Origin of the sequence: Bradyrhizobium sp. SZCCHNS3052 (genome assembly GCF_032484495.1) — a bacterium.
In the GTDB taxonomy this organism is placed as follows: domain Bacteria; phylum Pseudomonadota; class Alphaproteobacteria; order Rhizobiales; family Xanthobacteraceae; genus Bradyrhizobium.
On the sequence record NZ_JAUETB010000002.1, the window covers coordinates 360034 to 378338 of the forward strand.

At 67.0% G+C, this 18305-nt stretch carries 12 protein-coding genes; 9 read left to right on the forward strand and 3 right to left on the reverse strand.

Annotation, left to right across the window (positions count from 1 at the left end; translation table 11 throughout):
- Positions 1 to 22 precede the first annotated feature (22 nt).
- From QX073_RS09820 to QX073_RS09830, 3 genes are all read left to right on the forward strand, one after another.
- Positions 23 to 2245 (forward strand): tetratricopeptide repeat protein, encoded by a 2223-nt coding sequence (locus QX073_RS09820; RefSeq protein WP_316225682.1) that lies wholly within the window; start codon positions 23 to 25, stop codon positions 2243 to 2245.
- An 81-nt stretch (positions 2246 to 2326) separates the two neighbouring features.
- Positions 2327 to 4546: a tetratricopeptide repeat protein gene (locus tag QX073_RS09825; RefSeq protein ID WP_316225683.1), complete on the forward strand. Its 2220-nt coding sequence runs from the start codon at positions 2327 to 2329 to the stop codon at positions 4544 to 4546.
- A gap of 84 nt (positions 4547 to 4630) precedes the next feature.
- The gene (locus QX073_RS09830) at positions 4631 to 6850 is read left to right on the forward strand and encodes a tetratricopeptide repeat protein (protein WP_316225684.1); all 2220 of its coding nucleotides are present in this window, start codon (positions 4631 to 4633) and stop codon (positions 6848 to 6850) included.
- A 9-nt stretch (positions 6851 to 6859) separates the two neighbouring features.
- On the opposite strand, the gene QX073_RS09835 is transcribed toward QX073_RS09830, so the two are convergent.
- Positions 6860 to 7570 carry a DUF1223 domain-containing protein gene (locus QX073_RS09835; protein ID WP_315753213.1) on the reverse strand — a complete coding sequence of 237 codons (711 nt, stop codon included), beginning with the start codon at positions 7568 to 7570 and terminating at the stop codon, positions 6860 to 6862.
- 360 nt (positions 7571 to 7930) lie between these two features.
- Here QX073_RS09835 and QX073_RS09840 point away from each other — a divergent pair, with 360 nt between their 5' ends.
- Positions 7931 to 8938 (forward strand): Gfo/Idh/MocA family oxidoreductase, encoded by a 1008-nt coding sequence (locus QX073_RS09840; protein WP_316225685.1) that lies wholly within the window; start codon positions 7931 to 7933, stop codon positions 8936 to 8938.
- A gap of 55 nt (positions 8939 to 8993) precedes the next feature.
- Positions 8994 to 10145 (forward strand): DegT/DnrJ/EryC1/StrS family aminotransferase, encoded by a 1152-nt coding sequence (locus QX073_RS09845; RefSeq protein WP_316225686.1) that lies wholly within the window; start codon positions 8994 to 8996, stop codon positions 10143 to 10145.
- 524 nt (positions 10146 to 10669) lie between these two features.
- On the opposite strand, the gene QX073_RS09850 is transcribed toward QX073_RS09845, so the two are convergent.
- The gene (locus QX073_RS09850) at positions 10670 to 11158 is read right to left on the reverse strand and encodes an HXXEE domain-containing protein (protein WP_315712773.1); all 489 of its coding nucleotides are present in this window, start codon (positions 11156 to 11158) and stop codon (positions 10670 to 10672) included.
- A gap of 276 nt (positions 11159 to 11434) precedes the next feature.
- Between QX073_RS09850 and murJ the strand changes: the two genes are divergently transcribed.
- The 4 genes from murJ to QX073_RS09870 all read left to right on the forward strand — a co-directional run bounded on the left by murJ (position 11435) and on the right by QX073_RS09870 (position 17073).
- Complete coding sequence (gene murJ / locus QX073_RS09855; protein WP_316225687.1) at positions 11435 to 12964, forward strand: murein biosynthesis integral membrane protein MurJ; 1530 nt, start codon at positions 11435 to 11437, stop codon at positions 12962 to 12964.
- A gap of 151 nt (positions 12965 to 13115) precedes the next feature.
- Positions 13116 to 15425 (forward strand): xanthine dehydrogenase family protein molybdopterin-binding subunit, encoded by a 2310-nt coding sequence (locus tag QX073_RS09860; protein WP_316225688.1) that lies wholly within the window; start codon positions 13116 to 13118, stop codon positions 15423 to 15425.
- Between the two features lie 129 nt (positions 15426 to 15554).
- A complete protein-coding gene (locus tag QX073_RS09865; protein WP_315753208.1) occupies positions 15555 to 16004 on the forward strand; it encodes a cytochrome c in 450 nt (149 codons plus the stop codon).
- A gap of 148 nt (positions 16005 to 16152) precedes the next feature.
- Positions 16153 to 17073: a cytochrome c gene (locus tag QX073_RS09870; RefSeq protein ID WP_315712767.1), complete on the forward strand. Its 921-nt coding sequence runs from the start codon at positions 16153 to 16155 to the stop codon at positions 17071 to 17073.
- A 27-nt stretch (positions 17074 to 17100) separates the two neighbouring features.
- On the opposite strand, the gene QX073_RS09875 is transcribed toward QX073_RS09870, so the two are convergent.
- Positions 17101 to 18261 carry an ABC transporter substrate-binding protein gene (locus tag QX073_RS09875; protein WP_315753207.1) on the reverse strand — a complete coding sequence of 387 codons (1161 nt, stop codon included), beginning with the start codon at positions 18259 to 18261 and terminating at the stop codon, positions 17101 to 17103.
- Positions 18262 to 18305 lie beyond the last annotated feature (44 nt).

Consider the following 18305-nt stretch of genomic DNA (forward strand, 5'->3'; position numbering starts at 1 on the left):
CGTCGTCCGCCGGAGAGCTTCCTTGCAAAGCACGATCGGATCGCGCGCGTTCCAGAACGCGCGCCTGCAGAAGAAGAACCGCAAGCAGGCCGACGGCCTGCTGCCGAAGGCCGTCGAGGCCTACCGGTCGGGCCGGCATGCCGACGCCCAGGCCATCTGCGGTCAGGCGCTGGCCCTCGTGCCCGATCATTTCGACGCCCTTCACCTTCTCGGCGCCTCCGCGCTCGACAGCGGTCGGCTCGACCTCGCCGAGCAGGCCCTGACCCGCGCCGTCGCGGTGGAGCCGCGCAATGCCGAGGCCCTGGCCAATCTCGGCCTCGTGCTGTTCAGCATGAAGCGCTACGAGGAGGCGCGCGCGGTGCAGGAGCGCGCCGTCGCGCTCAAGCCCAATTTCGCCACCGCGCTGACGAGCCTCGGCAACACCCTGATGAACATGCAGCTGTTCGCGCAGGCGATCGAGGTGCATGACCGCGCCATCGCGCTGAAGCCCGACTTCGCCGACGCCTACTGCAATCGCGGCATGGCGCAACTGCTCCTGCTGCGCAACGAGGAGGCCAGACAGAGCTTCGACCGCGCCTTGGCACTGGCGCCGCGGCACATGCAGGCGACCTTCGGCAAGGGGTTGGTCAGCATCAATCTGCGGCACCTCGAGCAGGCGCTCGCCGCCTTCAACGCCGCCCTTGCCATGAAGCCGGGCACGGCGGCCGTCATCGCGCAGCGTGGCCGTCTCTATGTGCAGATGGGACGGTTCGCCGAGGCCGAGGCCGATTTCGATGCCGCGCTGGCGACCGACCCCGGGCTCGAGGCGGCGCTGCTCGGCAAGGCGCATGTCTGCGTGCTCACCGAGCGGATCGCTCCGGCGATGCTCGCCTGCAAGCGGGTGCTGGAGCAGAATCCGGCGTCGGAGGTCGCGCTGATCTGGCTCGGCACGTGCCTGGCGAAGCAGGGCGACACGGCCGGCGCCATCCAGCACTTCGACCGCGCCCTCGAGATCAAGCCGGATTTCGAGGATGCAATGATGAAGAAGATCTTCGCGCTCGATTTCTATCCCGGCGCCGACGTCGCCGTGCATCAGGCCGTCCGCCGCGAATGGTGGGAGCGGATCGGCGCGCACATCCCGCAGCGCCAGCTCGCCGCCATCGACCGCGATCCGGATCGCCGCATCACGGTCGGTTACGTGTCGTCCGACTTCCGCAGCCATTCGGCCGCGCTGACCTTCCTTCCGGTGCTGCGCCATCACGACCACGCGGCGTTCAAGGTCATCTGCTACTCGTGCTCGCCGCTGGTCGATTCGGTCACCGAGCAGTGCAAGGCGGCGGCCGACGGCTGGGTCGACGGATCTCAGCTCTCCGACGATGAGTTGGCCGATCGCATCCAGGCCGACCAGGTCGACATTCTCGTCGACCTCTCCGGTCATTCGGCCGGCAACCGGCTCACCGTGTTCGCCCGCAAGCCCGCGCCGATCCAGGTCACCGCATGGGGCAATGCGACCGGCACGGGATTGCCCACGATGGACTACTTCTTTGCCGATCCGGTGACTGTGCCATCGGCGGTGCGGCCGCTGTTCGCCGAGCAGGTCTACGATCTTCCGGCGCTGATCACCACGGATCCGCTGCCGGACGCGCAGCCGACGCCGCTGCCGATGCTGCGCAACGGCTACGTCACCTTCGGTGTCTTCAACCGCGTCGACAAGATCTCCGACGAGGTGCTGAGGGTGTGGTCGGCGCTGCTCCAAGCGTTGCCGGACGCCCGCGTCGTCATCAAGAACGGCGCGCTGGAGGATGCATTCCTGCGCGACACGCTGATCGCCCGCTTCGCCGCGCACGGCGTCGGCGAGAGCCGCCTCACCTGTCTCGGCGCTTCGATGCGCCATGAGCACATCGCGGCGTTCGCCAACATCGACATCTCGCTCGATCCGTTCCCGCAGAATGGCGGCGTCAGCACCTGGGAATCGCTGCAGGCCGGCGTTCCCGTGGTTGCCAAGCTCGGCAACAGTGCAGCGTCGCGGGCCGGCGGCGCGATCGTCAAGGCGATCGGGCTCGACGACTGGGTGGCCGAGGACGACGAGGGGTACATTGCGATCGCCCTGAAGCACGCGGCGCGGCCGGCCGAGCTCGCTCAGCTCCGTGCGGAGCTGCCGATGCGGGTGGCCAACTCGGCCGCCGGCAACGTCGAGACCTACACGCGCAAGGTCGAGGAGGGGTATCGCCAGTTCTGGCGCCGCTATTGCGCTACTGGCGGCTGAGGCCCATCCGTCGCGGCCTGAAGCAAGGTCGCGCGTGAACAAGCCCGATATGTAGATCCACGCGTTATTCGGAGGCCGTCTTTGGCAAGCGATGTCGGTTCCCGTGCGTTTCAGAATGCGAGGCTGCAGAAGAAACACCGCAAGCAGGCCGACGCGATGATGCCCACGGCCGTCGCCGCCTATCGCGGTGGTCGGCGGGCCGAGGCCCAGGCGATCTGCGGCAAGATCCTGGCGTTGCTGCCGGACCATTTCGATGCCCTGCATCTGCTCGGTGTGACGGCGCTCGACGGTGGCCAGATCGATCTCGCCGAGCAGGCCCTGACCAGGGCCGTGGAGATCGAGCCGCGGCATGCCGAGGCGCTCTCCAATCTCGGTCTCGCGCTGTTCAACCGCAAGCGCTTCGAGGAGGCGCGCAAATGCCAGGAGCGCGCCGTCGCGCTGAAACCGAATCTGCTCGTGGCGCTCACGGGCCTCGGCAACACGCTGATGCGCCTGGGCCGGCCGGAGGAGGCGATCACCGCGCATGACCGGGCGATCGCGCTCAAGCCCGACTATGCCGACGCCTATTGCAATCGCGGCATGGCGCTGCTTCCGCTCGCCCGCAATGCAGAGGCCAATGCGAGCTTCGATCGCGCGTTGTCGCTCAACCCGCGTCACATGGAGGCGATGTTCGGCAAGGGGCTGGCCAGCATCAATCTGCGTCACGTGACCGATGCGCTCGCGGCCTTCGATGCGGCGCTCGCCATCAAGCCCGGTGCACCGCAAGTGCTCGCCCAGCGCGGCCGGCTGCATCAGATGGCCGGGCGTTTCGACCAGGCGAAGGCGGACTACGAGGCGGCGCTGGCGCGTGATCCGATGCTGGAGATGGCGTTGCTCGGCAAGGCCCAGCTCGGCCATTTCAAGGACGTCGCCCAATCCGTCGACGCCTGCCGCAAGGTGCTGGAGCAGAATCCGCGCTCCGAGGAGGCCTGGCTGTGGCTCGGCGTCTGCTATGGCAAGCAGGGCGAGGTCGCCTCGGCCGTCGCACATTTCGATCGCGCCCTCGAGATCAGGCCCGATTTCGCCGAGGCGATGACCGCCAAGATCTTCACGCTCGAGTTCATGCCGGAGGCCGATTTCGCGCTCCAGCAGGCGGCGCGGCGCGAATGGTGGCAGCGGATCGGCGCCCACATCCCGCGCCGGCCGGCGGCCAAGCGCGATCTCGACCCGGAACGACACCTGACGATCGGGTACGTCTCGTCCGACTTCCGCAATCATTCGGCCGCGCTGACATTTCTGCCGGTACTCAGGCATCGCGACCCGCAGAATTTCGCGATCGTCTGCTACGCCTGCTCGCCGGTGCAGGACAGTGTGACCGCGCAGTTCCGTGCCTGCGCCGATCTCTGGGTCGACGCCGTGCAGATGTCGGACGACGAACTCGCCGACCGCATCACGGCCGATGGCGTCGATATCCTGGTCGATCTCTCCGGCCACTCCGCCGGCAACCGGCTGCCGCTGTTTGCCCGCAAGCCCGCACCTATCCAGGTCACGGCCTGGGGCAGCGGCACTGGCACCGGCCTGCCGACCATCGACTACTTCCTGGCCGATCCGGTGACGGTGCCCGACGCCGTGCGTCATCTGTTCGCCGAGCAGGTCTACGACCTGCCGGCGGTGATCACCACCGAAGCGTTGCCGGACATCGCGCCGACACCGCTGCCGATGCTCAATAACGGCTTTGTCAGCTTCGGCGTGTTCAATCGGCTCGACAAGATCTCCGACGCTGCGCTGATCGTCTGGACCCGCATCATGCAGCAGCTGCCGGACTCGCGCATCGTGATCAAGAGCAGCTCGCTCGATGATCGCTTGTTGCGCGACCGTCTCCTGGCGCGCTTCGCCGCCCATGGTGTCGCGCCGGAGCGGGTCGTCTGTCTCGGCTGGTCGACGCGCGAGCAGCAGATCGCGCAGTTTGCCCAGGTCGATATCTCGCTCGATCCGTTTCCGCAGAATGGCGGCGTCAGCACCTGGGAATCGCTGCAGGCCGGCGTGCCGGTCATCGCCAAGCTCGGCCACAGCGCGGCGTCGCGCGCCGCCGCCGCGATCGTCACGGCGGTCGGGCTCGGCGAGTTCGTCGCCGAGGACGACGAGGGGTATGTTGCGCTCGCCGCGAAGTGGGCCTCTCAGCCGGCGGAGCTCGCCAAGCTGCGGGCTGCTCTGCCGGCGATGGTGGCAAGCTCGGCCGCGGGCAATGTCGAGACCTACGCGCGCAAGGTCGAGGAGGGCTACCGCCTGTTCTGGCGCCGCCATTGCGCCGGCGCCGGCTAGTCCTGGTGTCGCGGCATCCGCTCGTGCCGCGTGTGAGTTCACCGCGTTCCCGCGATCTGCACGCTCCTCGTGGAGGCAAGTCTCTTGGCAAGCAATGTCGGCTCTCGCGCCTTCCAGAATGCGAGATTGCAGAAGAAGCATCGCAAGCAGGCCGATGAGCTCATGCCGCGCGCCGTGGCGGCGTATCGTGCCGGCCGTCACGCCGAGACGCAGGCGATCTGCGGCCAGATTCTGGCGCTGCTTCCCGACCATTTCGATGCGCTGCACCTGCTCGGCGTCACGGCGCTCGACGGCGGCCAGCTCGACCTCGCCGAGCAGGCCCTGACCAGGGCCGTGGAGATCGAGCCGCGGCATGCCGAGGCGCTCTCCAATCTCGGTCTCGCGCTGTTCAACCGCAAGCGCTTCGAGGAGGCGCGCAAATGCCAGGAGCGCGCCGTCGCGCTGAAACCGAATCTGCTCGTGGCGCTCACGGGCCTCGGCAACACGCTGATGCGCCTGGGCCGGCCGGAGGAGGCGATCACCGCGCATGACCGGGCGATCGCGCTCAAGCCCGACTATGCCGACGCCTATTGCAATCGCGGCATGGCGCTGCTTCCGCTCGCCCGCAATGCAGAGGCCAATGCGAGCTTCGATCGCGCGTTGTCGCTCAACCCGCGTCACATGGAGGCGATGTTCGGCAAGGGACTCGCCAGCATCAATCTGCGCCATTCCGACGAGGCGCTCGCGGCCTTCGACGCCGCGCTCGCCATCAAGCCCGGTGCACCGCAGGTGCTCGCCCAGCGCGGCCGGCTGCATCAGCAGGCCGGACGTTTCGACAAGGCGATGCCCGATTTCGAGGCCGCGCTGGCGCTCGATCCGCGGCTGGACGTCGCGCTTCTGGGCTTCGCGCAGCTCAGCGCCATCAAGGACAATATCGCGCCGGCGATGGATGCCTGCCGCAAGGTGCTGGAGCAGAACCCGCAGTCGGAGGTTGCCTGGACCTGGCTCGGAGAATGCTTCTGCAAGCAGGGCGATCTCGCGACGGCCTTGCAGCACTTCGAGCGTGCGCTCGAGATCAAGCCGGATTTCGGTGATGCGATCACCGCGAAGATATTCCTGCTCGACTTCATGCCGGATACCGATTTCGCTCAGCACCAGGCGGTACGCCGGGAATGGTGGACCAGGATCGGCAGCAAGATCACGCGCCGGCCGCCGCCGGTCCGCGACCGCGATCCGGAGCGGCGGCTCACCATCGGCTACGTCTCGTCCGATTTCAGGAATCACTCGGCTGCCCTGGTGTTCCTGCCGGTCCTGCGCCACCACGACCATCAGGCGTTCAGGGTCGTCTGCTATTCCTGCTCGCCGCTGCAGGATGGCATGACCGAGCGATGCCGTTCCGCCGCCGACCTCTGGGTCGACGCCTGGCAGATGTCCGATGAGGAGCTGAGCGATCGCATCGAGGCCGATCAGGTCGATATCCTCGTCGACCTCTCCGGCCATTCCGCCGGCAACCGGCTGCCGGTGTTCGCGCGCAAGCCGGCGCCGGTGCAGGTCACGGCGTGGGGCAGCGGCACCGGCACGGGGCTTCCGACCATCGACTACTTCTTCGCCGATCCGGTGACCGTGCCGGAGGCTGTGCGTCCGCTGTTTGCCGAGCAGGTCTATGATCTGCCGGCCGTGATCACCACCGATCCCTTGCCGGGATGGCAGCCGACACCGCTGCCGATGCTGCGCAACGGCATCGTCACGTTCGGCGTCTTCAACCGGATCGACAAGATCTCCGAGCCTGCGCTCGCGCTCTGGTCCCGCCTGATGGGCGCGCTGCCGGGCTCGCGGATCGTCATCAAGAACGGCGCGCTCGATGCCCCCTTGCTGCGCGACGGCCTCGTCGCGCGGTTCGTGGCGCATGGCATCGCGCAGGAGCGCATCACCTGCCTCGGCCTGTCGACGCGCGACCAGCACATCGCGCAGTTCGCAGGCATCGACATGTCGCTCGACCCGTTCCCGCAGAATGGCGGCGTCAGCACCTGGGAGTCGCTGCAGGCCGGCGTCCCCGTCATCGCCAAGCTCGGGCAGAGCGCCGCGGCGCGCGCGGCCGCGGCGATCAACACGGCGGTCGGGCTCGGCGACTTCGTGGCCTCCGACGATGACGGCTATATCGCCATCGCCCTGAGATACGCCGCCCAGCCCGAAGTTCTGGCGAAGCTGCGGACGGAGCTGCCGGCGATGGTCGCGAACTCCGCCGCCGGCAACGTCGAGACCTACACAAGAAGGGTGGAGGAGGGCTATCGGCTGTTCTGGTGTCGCCATTGCGCCTCGTCCTGACCTCGGTAGCTACAGCCGCGCCGCGCCGACGATGCGCCCGTCCGCCGCTTCGAGAATCACGGCGGCATCCTCGCCCTCCGGCATGGGTTCGGTGAGGCGCAGCGCGGTGCCGCTCCAATCCCCGAGCGGACGCACCGAGCGCACCACGTTGAGCTCCTCCAGCGTGCGGCCGCCATTCTCGCCGCGGCGGATCGCCGTTTCATGCCGATGATCGAAGCCGACCAGGAGGAGGCGTCCGCGTCCTTCGCCGCCGTCGACCTCGACCGTGAGCCTGTCGCCATCGCGCGCGAGCTTGAGCCGCGCCGCCGTCGCGCTCGCGCCCCTGGCGCGATCGATCGCGGCTCCCACCTCGGCCCTGTTGGAGCCGACATGACCCGTCACCCCGTCGACGACGATCTCCGGCGTGTAGGAGCCGTCGCCGAAGCGGCTGCCGTAGCGGGCCTGGCGGTCGGTGGCGGCCGGCAACGAGAACGGATCCTTCCAGCCCAGCCGGTCCCAATAGGTGACGTGAAAGGCGAGCGGCAGCACGTCGCGGCGCTGCCGCACCAGCTCGTTCAGATAGGCATTTGCAGGCGGGCAGGAGGAGCAGCCCTGCGAGGTGAAGAGCTCGATGACGACAGGCCGATCCACCGCGGCCACCGACGGCGACCACGGAGCAAGCGAGGCGAGCAGCACGGCGAAGGATGAGGCGTAGCGGAGCGAGGCAAGGCTGAGGGTCATGGGTGTTCTCCCGCGATGTGACGTGATCTCCTTCGCCGGCGGGATCCACCGTGTTACCTCCCGCCGTAGCCAACACGCAGGCGTGAAGACGCATCGACCGTGACCTTCGCGGCCTGTCGTGACGCGTGAGCAGGGCGCTCGCCACACGTGAAGGGCATCGTGCACGCCGTTCAAAAGACAGCGCTTTTCGTCCGCACCCGATGTAACTTTCTGAATCAAATCGTGTCCTGAAAAAGGTTTCCGCATTCGCCTCGCTTCAAGCGGCATGCTAGGAGAGCTTCGACCGGTGATTTGCCGTTCGTTAACCGTTGCGGCCAATCCGTGACGTCGCAATCCGGGGACATTGATGGGGTCGATGACATGAGTTCCAAGGGGGCGGGCCACAAGGCCGAGCTGAGGCAGGCGCTGCGAGTCGGCGTGATCGGAGCCGGCGTGATGGGCAGCAATCATGCCCGCGTGCTCGCCGGTCTGCCCGACGTGCACCTCGTCGGCGTCGTCGATCCGCTGCCGGCGCATCGCAGCCGCGTCACCGAGCTTGCTAACTGCCCGACCTTCGAGACGCTCGATGAGCTCGTCGCCGAGGGCGTCGACGCCGTGACGATCGCCGCGCCGACCCATCTGCATCACGAGCTCGCGCTCGCCTGCATCTCCCGCAAGGTGCATCTGCTCGTCGAGAAGCCGATCGCCTCCACGGTCGAGGAAGGCAAGGAGATCGTCTCGGCCGCGCACCGCGCCGGCGTCACCCTGATGATCGGCCATGTCGAGCGCTTCAATCCGGCGGTTGCCGCGATCAAGAAGGCGATCGCGGGCGAGGACATCCTGTCGATCGCGATCACCCGCGTCGGCCCGTTCCCGCCGCGCATGTCCAATGTCGGCGTCGTCATCGACCTCGCCGTGCACGACATCGACCTGATCCGCTGGTTCACCGAGTCCGACATCATCGAGGTGCAGCCGCAACTCTCCAGCGCGGTGGCCGAGCGCGAGGACATCGCGCTTCTGCAGTTCCGCACCGCCTCGGGCGTGCTGGCCCACATCAACACCAACTGGCTGACGCCGTTCAAGGCGCGCAACGTCACCGTGGCGACGCGCGGCAAGTACATCATGGGCGACCTGCTCACCCGCCAGGTTACCGAATGCTTCGGCTTCAAGCCGGACGGCAGCTACTCGATGCGCCATCTGCCGGTCGGCCATGACGAGCCGCTGCGCGCCGAGCTGATCGCGTTCCTGCATGCGGTGCGCTCGGGCACGTCGCCCGCCGTCACCGGCGACGAGGGCGTCGCGAGTCTGGCGATCGCCACGCAGTGCCTGGAAACCTCGAGCCATCGCCCGGCCGAGGCCGCCGCCACCAAGCTGCGCGCGGCCGGCTAGCCGGCCCGGCCTTCGCTTCATCCTCATTTCCGTTTGCGAACATGTGTCAGAGCTCATGAACCAGCACCTGCGTCATCAGCCCATTCCGTTCATCGACACCGCCGCGCAGCGCCAGCGGCTCGGCAAGTCGCTCGATGACGCCGTCGCCCGCGTGCTCGCGCATTGCCAGTTTCTCGGCGGCCCCGAAATCATCCAGCTCGAGAAGGAGCTGGCTGAATTCTGCGGCGCCAAATACGCCGTGAGCTGCTCCAGCGGCACCGACGCGCTGCTGATGGTGCTGATGGCCCAGGGTATTGGCCCCGGCGACGCGGTGCTGTGCCCGTCCTTCACCTTCTGCGCCACCGGCGAAGCGGTGGCGCTGACCGGCGCCACGCCGGTGTTCGTCGACGTGCTGGAGGACACCTTCAACATCGATCCGGCCTCGCTCCGCCGCGGCATCGCCACCGCGAAGCGGCTCGGCCTGAAGCCGAAGGCTGTGATCCCGGTCGACCTGTTCGGGCAGAGCGCCGACCACGATTCGATCGCCGCGATCGCGCAAGCCGAAGGCCTGTTCGTGCTCGACGACGCCGCCCAAGGTTTTGGCGCCAGCTACAAGGGCCGCCGCATCGGCACCTTCGGGCTCGCGACCGCCACCAGCTTCTATCCGGCCAAGCCGCTCGGCTGCTTCGGCGACGGCGGCGCCATCCTCACCGACGATGCCGGCCTGCTGGAGCGCCTGCGCAGCGTGCGCGCCCATGGTGGCGGCAGCGACAAATACGACAATGTCCGCCTCGGCCTCACCGCGCGGCTCGACACCATCCAGGCCGCGGTGCTGATCGAGAAGCTCAGGATCTTCGAGGACGAGATCGCCGCGCGCAACGCGGTTGCCGAGCGCTACACCGCGGCGCTGGCCGACGTCGTGAAGGTGCCGCGCCTCGTCGACGGCTGCACCTCGGTCTGGGCGCAATACACCATCCGCCTGCCCAAGGGCGTCGACCGCGACACTTTTGCTGCCGCGCTGAAGGCGCAGGGCATCCCGACCGCGATCTACTATCCGAAATCGATGCATCAGCAGACCGCCTACCGCATCTTCCCGAGCGCCGATGGCGGCCTGCCGGTCAGCGAGCAGCTGTCCAGCGATGTCATCAGCCTGCCGATGCACGCCTATCTCGACGAGCCGACGCAAGGGCGCATCATCGACGTCGTCCGCGGCGCAGTCCGGGCCTGAGGCCTTACGCATCCTTGACGTCACGCCGCTTGCTGCGGCGCGGCTCACAGCGCCGGCGGGCGATCTGCCCCGTTGGCAGCCCCAAATCACACTGTCGTCCCGGCGAACGCCGGGACCCATACCGCGTGATCTCTGAAACGGGCAGGCGGCCCGATCCACGCGCACCATCGGCCGCACGGCGTATGGATCCCGGATCAGCGCCCGCCGCCGCTTTGCGTCGGCCGGCTTGTCCGGGATGACAGTGGAGTGCTTGGCGCGCGTCTCGCTCCTTCTCCGGTGTTGTTCGTGCTGACGCCGCATCGACACACTCATCGTCATTGCGAGCGAAGCGACTTGTCCGCCATAGCCCGAAGGGCGACGGCGGAAGCAATCCAGAGCCCCGGGTGCGACTCTGGATTGCTTCGTCGCTGACGCTCCTCGCAATGACGGTGGTGAGTTGCGTGCTCGCAGCAAGCCTCGCCCCGATGAGCGCATCGACATCCGGAGTACTAATCGGCCCTACGGGCTGAGCGAGAGATCGTTGGCTACTGCGAACCGTTGATCACTCGGCCAGCTCTGAAGAGAACAGGGATGAGGGCAACGATGGCAATCACGACCAGCGGTCCGGCCCAAACGAACGTGCCGCTGTCAATGTAGCCCTCCGCCAACGCCGTTCGCAGCAGCGTGGCGGTGACCGGCAAATTGATGAGCACTGCAGTTGCAGTCCCCGGCGCATAGCGGCGCATCGCCAGTGTCGACAGAACATGCGGGACGGCGACGTTCAGCAGCATGGCCAGTGCGTAGCCACACAACAAGTAGGATCCGAGACTTTGCTTGCCCTGCAAATTCGCGAGAACGGCCGCGACCGCTGCCACCAGCGTCAACACCGCCAACGCAAACCGAAACTCACTGCTTCCTACGGTATGGTGCCATCTCCCAGCCGTTGCCGACCATCCCGGCAACCAAACGGCCTCTTCGGCGTTGTGAACGGCAATTGCCGCTACAAAGAACCATGCGAGAGTTGAGTAGCTCACTCTGGGAACCAAGCTTCTAACAACGCCACATTGCATGCCTACCTTGGTCGGGACATGACCCATTTGACATGTCTCAAGTGTCCGCGAACCGGAGGTCGGACATCGGCCCGAGCATGCTTGCCAGCCGGCGGAGCGCAAGATCCGAGACGATATGTGCTGGCGCTGGCCGCAAGTCGGGAGAGGGGGCCGCGACCGGGTCGCCACAATTTACCCCCAAGCAGGCATCGCCCGCGTTCTCCGCTTCAAACCCGCCCCCCAATGCTCTAGAAGCCCCCCATGCTCGGACGTATCTTCACCGTCGGCGGCTATACGCTGCTGTCGCGCCTCACCGGCTTTGCCCGCGACATCATGCTGGCGGCGATTCTCGGCGCCGGGCCGGTCGCGGACGCCTTCTTCATTGCGTTCCGGCTGCCGAATCATTTCCGGGCGATCTTCGCCGAGGGGGCGTTCAACGCGGCCTTCGTGCCGGCCTATGCGCATGTCCATGGCGAGAAGGGGCCGGCCTCGGCGAGCCTGTTTGCCGACCGCATCTTCACCCTGCTGCTGGCCTCGCAGATCGTGCTGCTGATCCTCGCCTGGGTGTTCATGCCGCAGGCGATGACGATCCTGGCGCCCGGCTTCACCGACGATCCGGCGCAGCGGGACCTGGCGATCACGCTGACGCGGATCACCTTTCCCTATCTGCTGCTGATCACGCTGGTGACGCTGTATGGCGGCATGCTCAACGTGATGCAGCGTTTCGCCAGCGCGGCGGCGGCGTCGATCTTCCTCAATCTCGCGATGATGGCGACCTTGGCGCTGGCGGCGTTCTTCCCCGGCGTCGGTCATGCCGCGGCCTGGGGTGTGCTGATCTCGGGCTTCCTGCAATATTTCCTGCTCGCCGGCGATCTTGCCCGTCATGGCGGGTTGCCGCGCTTTGCGCCGCTCAAGCTCGACGACGACATCCGCGCCTTCTTCAAGGCGCTGGGGCCCGCAACGCTCGGCTCGATGGGCACGCAGGTCGCGATGTTCGCCGACACCATCATCGCGACGTTCCTCCCCGCCGGCGCGATCTCGGCGCTGTATTATGCCGACCGCCTCAACCAGCTGCCGATCGGCGTCATCGGCATCGCCATCGGCACCGTGTTGCTGCCGGAAATGTCGCGGCGGCTGACGGCGAACGATCATGAAGGGGCCATGGAGCAGCAGCGCCGCGCCTTCGAGTTCACCTTGCTGTTCTCAGTGCCGTTCGTCGCCGCCTTCCTCGCGGTGCCCGACGTCATCACGCGGGCGATGTTCGCGCGCGGCGCCTTCACCAAGGGCGATGCCGCGGCGGCGGGTGCGACGCTCGCCGCCTATGCCGTCGGCCTCATTCCGTTCGTGATGATCCGCAGCGCGGTCTCGACCTTCTACGCGCGCAAGGACACCGCCACGCCGGTGAAGGCCTCGCTCACCGGGCTGACCGCCAACGTCGTGCTGAAGGTCCTGCTGATGGGCTCGCTCGCCCAGGTCGGCCTCGCGCTGGCGACGGCCGTCGGCGCCTGGATCAACCTGCTGCTCGTGCTCGGCTTCGCCGTGCACAAGGGCTATCTGCGCTTCGATCGGCGGCTCACCATGTCGCTGCTGAAATTTGCCGGAACCGGCGTGGTGCTCGCGGCGGCGCTGTGGGCGACAGCGTTGGTGGCATCGGCCCATCTCGCTTCGCTCGGCCGCTTGCAGGACGAAGCCGTTCTCGGCCTGTTGATCGTGGCGGGGGCCGTCATTTATGCCGGCGCCATTCTGGTGCTGTTCGGCCCGCGCTGGCTCAAGGCGCTGGTGCGGCGCTGACGTTTGCGCTGCAGCATCGTTTGCTGGCATGCCTGCCGAGAGTTGACCGCGCGTGGGTCCAGGGGCGGCCATATGGCGTTTGCGCGAGTCTTCGTTCCGCTGCAATATGCCGTCCAATAGTCGCGACAATGCAAGCGGGAAGTGAAACCAGATGGCAGCTCCTATCAAGTTCGGCGTCGGACAAAGCGTTCTCCGGAAAGAGGACGACGCGCTGATTCGCGGCAAGGGCCGCTATACCGATGATCTGGCGCCGGCTGCCGCCTTGCATGCGCTGGTGCTGCGCTCGCCGCATGCCCATGCCAAATTCACCCTCGATGTCACCCAGGCGCGGCTCTTGCCGGGCGTGGCGCTGATCCTGACCGCCGCCGACACCGCGGAGCTCGGTGGACTGCCCTGCCTGTTCAATCTCGAGACCGATCCGTTCACCGCGCCGCCTTATCCGATCCTCGCCAAGAACGAGGTGCGCCACGTCGGCGATGCCATCGCCTTCGTCGTCGCCGATACGCTGGATCACGCGCGCGACGCGCTGGAGGCGATCAAGGTCGAGTGGACGACGCTGCCGGCCGTGACCGGCGTCGTGAACGCGATCAAGCCGGATGCGCCGCAGGTGTGGGCCGAACACAAGGGCAACGTGCTGTTCGACGTTTCGATCGGTGACAAGTCCGCGACCGAGGCGGCCTTCGCGAAAGCGCATGCGGTGGCCGAGATCCGCATCGTCAATCCGCGCGTGGTGGCGAGCTTCATGGAGACGCGCGCCGCGGTGTGCGAATACGACACCAAGCGCGATCATCTGACCCTGACGGCGGGCAGCCAGGGCAGCCACCGGCTGCGCGACATCCTCTGCCAGAACGTGCTGAAGATCCCGACCGAGAAGATGCGGGTGATCTGCCCCGACGTCGGCGGCGGCTTCGGCACAAAATTGTTTCCCTACCGGGAGTATGCGCTGCTCGCGGTCGCCGCGCAGCGGCTGCGCAAGTCGGTGCGCTGGGCCGCCGACCGCTCCGAGCATTTCATGGGCGACGCGCAGGGCCGCGACAACGTCACCACGGCGAAGATGGCGCTGGCCGAGGACGGCAAGTTCCTCGCCATGGACGTCGACCTGATGGGCGACATGGGCGCCTATCTCTCGACCTTCGCGCCCTACATCCCGCACGGCGGCGCCGGCATGCTGCCGGGCCTCTACGACATCCAGGCCTTCCACTGCCGGGTGCGCACGATCTTCACCCACACCGTTCCGGTCGACGCCTATCGCGGCGCGGGCCGCCCCGAGGCAGCGTATGTCATCGAGCGCCTGGTCGATGCCTGCGCGCGCAAGCTCGACATGAGCGTCGATGCGATCAGGCGCAAGAACTTCATTCCGCCGCGCGCGCTGCCCTACAAGACCGCGACCGGCAAGGTCTATGATTCCGGCGACTTCAACGCGCACCTCAAGCGGGCGATGGAGATCGCGCAGTGGAAGGAGTTTCCGAAGCGCGCCAAGGCTGCGAAGAAGCACGGGCTGATCCGCGGCATCGGGCTCGCGAGCTATGTCGAGGTCTGCGGCACCATGGGCGAGGAGACCGCGAATGTGCGGCTCGATCCCAACGGCGACGTCACCATCCTGATCGGCACGCAGTCGAGCGGGCAGGGCCACCAGACCGCCTACGCCCAGATCGTCGCCGAGCAGTTCGGCCTGCCGCCGGAGCGCGTGCACATCCACCAGGGCGACACGGCCGAAATCGCGACCGGCCTCGGCACCGGCGGCTCGGCCTCGATTCCCTCCGGCGGCGTCAGCGTGCAGCGCGCCACCCATGAGCTCGGCGACAAGCTCAAGCAGATCGCGGCGGAAGCACTCGAAGCCGGCCTCGGCGATCTCGAGATCGCCGACGGCGTGATCCGCGTCGCCGGCACCGACCGCGCGATCTCGTTCGCCGATCTCGCCAAGCGTCCGGGCACAGATCCCGCCAAGCTCAACGGCAGCGCCACCTTCGCCAGCGCCGATGGCACCTATCCGAACGGCACGCATGTGGCCGAGGTCGAGATCGATCCGGCGACCGGCATCATCAAGATCGTCAACTACGTCATCGTCGACGATTTCGGCGTGACGCTGAATCCGCTGCTGCTGGCCGGCCAGGTGCATGGCGGTGCGGTGCAGGGCATCGGTCAGGCGCTGATGGAGCAGGTGGTCTACAGCAACTCCGACGCTCAGCTCGTCACCGGCAGCTTCATGGACTACGCGCTGCCGCGCGCCGCCGACGCGCCGTCCTTCACCTTCGAGACCCACAACGTGCCCTGCAAGACCAATCCGATGGGCGTCAAGGGCGCCGGCGAAGCGGGCGCGATTGGCTCCTGTCCGGCCGTCGTCAACGCGATCGTCGAAGCCCTCTGGCGCGAGTACAAGATCGATCACATCGACATGCCGGCGACCCCGGAGCGCGTCTGGATCGCGATCCGGGAGCAGCATCGCCGTCATAGTCTCTGAGTACTCTCCCTCCGGATCTCCTCCGATATCCGCCTCAATTCCGGAATAACCCGCCGGCTGAGGGGTTGACCAACCAAGCGACCCGTCCAGGTGGGCTGGACGGGATTGTGACAACAAAGGAGCGAATTGATGAAGCGGACTGTCGTGGCTGTCGCAGCTTTGCTGCTAGGGGCCGGCGCCGTGATGGCACAGCAGGATCTGGTCAAGCATAGCCAGGACACGATGAAGGCCAACGCCAAGAACCTCGGCGGTGTCCTGATCGCGATGGTCAAGGGCGAGAAGCCGTATGATCAGGCCGCCGTCAATGCCGCTCTGGCGCAGCTCGAGGAGACCGCCAAGAAGCTGCCGACGATGTATCCGGCGAGCCTGAAGGGCGCCAAGTTCGAAGGCGACTACGGTCCGTCGCCGAAGATCTGGGAAGACCAGGCCGGCTTCAAGGCCAAGATCGAGACCTTCGGCAAGGTCGTCACCGAGGCCAAGGCCAAGATCAAGGATCTCGACAGCCTGAAGGCGACCGCGCCGGGCATCGGCAAGGAATGTGGCGGTTGTCACGAGACCTTCCGTCTCAAGAACAGTTGATCTGACCAGCCATAAACGGGGGCGGACGCGACATGGCGTCCGCCCCCGTTTGTTTGCGCCGCGCGGGCGTCCTGACGTATCACGGCGCCGCCGAGCTCCGGTGATGATCGCCGGGCCGACGATATCCTCCTGCTGTGACGGAGCCACCATGCTACGCCGCCTCCTGCTTGCTCTCTGCGTGCTCGGCGCCGCCGGCCTGGCGGTGTTCTGGTGGCTGACCCAGCCGTCGACGATCACGCTCGCAGCGGCGACGCGCGCGCCGGATCTCGCCAACGGGCAGGAAATGTTCAACATCGGTGGCTGCGCGTCCTGTCACGCGGTGCCGAACCAGCCGGATCGACTGAAGCTCGGCGGCGGTCTGCCGCTGAGCTCGCCGTTCGGTACCTTCTATGCGCCCAACATCTCGCCCGATCCCACTGACGGTATCGGGCGCTGGAGCGAGGCCGAGTTCGTCAATGCGGTGGTGAGGGGCGTGTCGCCGGACGGCAGCCACTACTACCCGGCGTTTCCCTATCCCTCCTACGCGGCGGCGAAGATCGACGACGTCCGCGATCTCTTCGCCTACATGAAGACGCTGCCGCCGGTCGCCGGCGCCTCGCGCGCGCACGACATGCCATTCCCGTTCAACATCCGTCGCACCGTTGGGGTCTGGAAGCTACTGTTCTTCGACGACAGGCCGTTTGCCGCCAACGCCGCGCGCCCGGCGGAGTGGAATCGCGGCGCCTATCTGGTCAATACGCTCGGCCATTGCGCCGAGTGCCACAGCCCGCGCAACGCGCTCGGCGGCATCGTTTCGGCGCAGCGTCTGGCGGGTGGGCCGGATCCGGAAGGTCAGGGCTTCGTGCCGAACATCACCCAGAAGGGCCTGGCGGACTGGAGCGAGAGCGACATCAGCTATTTCCTCGAGACCGGACAGCTGCCCGACGGCGACAGCGCCGGCGGCTCGATGGCGCGGGTGATCCGCAACACCTCGCAGCTCACGCCCGAGGATCGCAAGGCGATGGCGGTCTATCTGAAATCGCTGCCGCCGGTTGAAGGCCCGCCGAAGCCGAAGAAGCCGGCAAGCTGATCAGTTCGGCGAGCGCGCGCACGCAGGTCAGATCGGCTTGAAGCTGCCGTCGCTCTGGATCACCGTCAGCGATACCGGCGGTGGATTCTCCTTGCGCGCGTTGCCGAAGCTGACCACCAGTCCGCCGATGTCGAACTGGCCGACCTCGTTGATGATGCGGAGCAGCTCGGCGCGGGTCGGGTTCGGCCCGGTCATCGCCAGGGCGCGGGCCACCAGGCGGCCGGTGATGTAGCCCTCGAGCCCGATGAAATCCGGCGTCTGGCTCGGATCGAGCGTCTTCATCGCGGCCTGGTAGTCGGCGACGACGCGGAGGTCGGTGTCCCACGGAAACGGGACCACCTCGGAGACGATGACGCCGCGTCCCTCCGGACCGAGCTCCTTTGCAAGGGCATTGCCGCCGACAAAGGACACCGCCGAGAACGTCGGGTTGAAGCCGCTGCGATGCGCCATCTTGATGAACTCGGCGCACGGGCCGTAGGTGCCGACCAGGATCACCGCTTCCGGCTCCGCGCGCCGGATGACCTTGAGCGCCGCGCCGACCGCGCGCGTGTTGCGCTCGAACGTGCCTTCGGCCGCGAGCTCGAGGCCGCGGCGATCGAGATGCGTCTTCACGCCGGCCAGCACGTCGCGGCCGAACGAGTCATCCTGATAGAAGATGGCGATGCGGGTGAGGTGAAGCTCTTCGGTGAGATGCTTGATCGTGGCTTCGGCCTCGGCCGCGTAGCTTGCGCGGATGTTCACGACGTTCTGGAATTCGGGCGCCCGCAGGAATTCGGCGCCCGAGATCGGCCCGATGAAGGGGACGTCGTTCGACGCCGCGATCGGCGCGGTGGCCATCGCGGTCGGGGTGCCGACGGCGCCGATCAGCGCGAACACCTTGTCCTCGTAGATCAGCTTGATGGTCTCGACGACCGAACGATCGGGGTCGTAGCCGTCATTGCGGCTCGCCAGCTTGAGCCTGCGGCCGTAGACACCGCCCTTGGCGTTGAGCTCGTTGAAGGCCGCCAGCAGTCCCTGGCGCGCCGCCTGGCCCAGCGCGGCCGACGGGCCCTCCAGCGCCGCCACCTGGCCGAACATGATGGAGTCGTTGGTGACGCCGAGCTCGTCGGCGCGCGCAGACCCGGGCGGGAGCACGCCGGCGATCAGGGCGAGAACGATGGAGATCCGAAGGCTTGAAAACCAGTTCATTGCGATCTTCGATGCACGAGTACGCTTGATGACAACTCAGTCTA

Bases quoted from the DNA above. Each gene is read 5' to 3' on its own strand.
- murJ (WP_316225687.1), top strand. From the start codon at position 11,435: ATGCTCGGACGTATCTTCACCGTCGGCGGCTATACGCTGCTGTCGCGC.
- QX073_RS09860 (WP_316225688.1), top strand. From the start codon at position 13,116: ATGGCAGCTCCTATCAAGTTCGGCGTCGGACAAAGCGTTCTCCGGAAA.
- QX073_RS09865 (WP_315753208.1), top strand. From the start codon at position 15,555: ATGAAGCGGACTGTCGTGGCTGTCGCAGCTTTGCTGCTAGGGGCCGGC.
- QX073_RS09870 (WP_315712767.1), top strand. From the start codon at position 16,153: ATGCTACGCCGCCTCCTGCTTGCTCTCTGCGTGCTCGGCGCCGCCGGC.
- QX073_RS09840 (WP_316225685.1), top strand. From the start codon at position 7,931: ATGAGTTCCAAGGGGGCGGGCCACAAGGCCGAGCTGAGGCAGGCGCTG.
- QX073_RS09845 (WP_316225686.1), top strand. From the start codon at position 8,994: ATGAACCAGCACCTGCGTCATCAGCCCATTCCGTTCATCGACACCGCC.
- QX073_RS09835 (WP_315753213.1), bottom strand. From the start codon at position 7,570: ATGACCCTCAGCCTTGCCTCGCTCCGCTACGCCTCATCCTTCGCCGTG.
- QX073_RS09875 (WP_315753207.1), bottom strand. From the start codon at position 18,261: ATGAACTGGTTTTCAAGCCTTCGGATCTCCATCGTTCTCGCCCTGATC.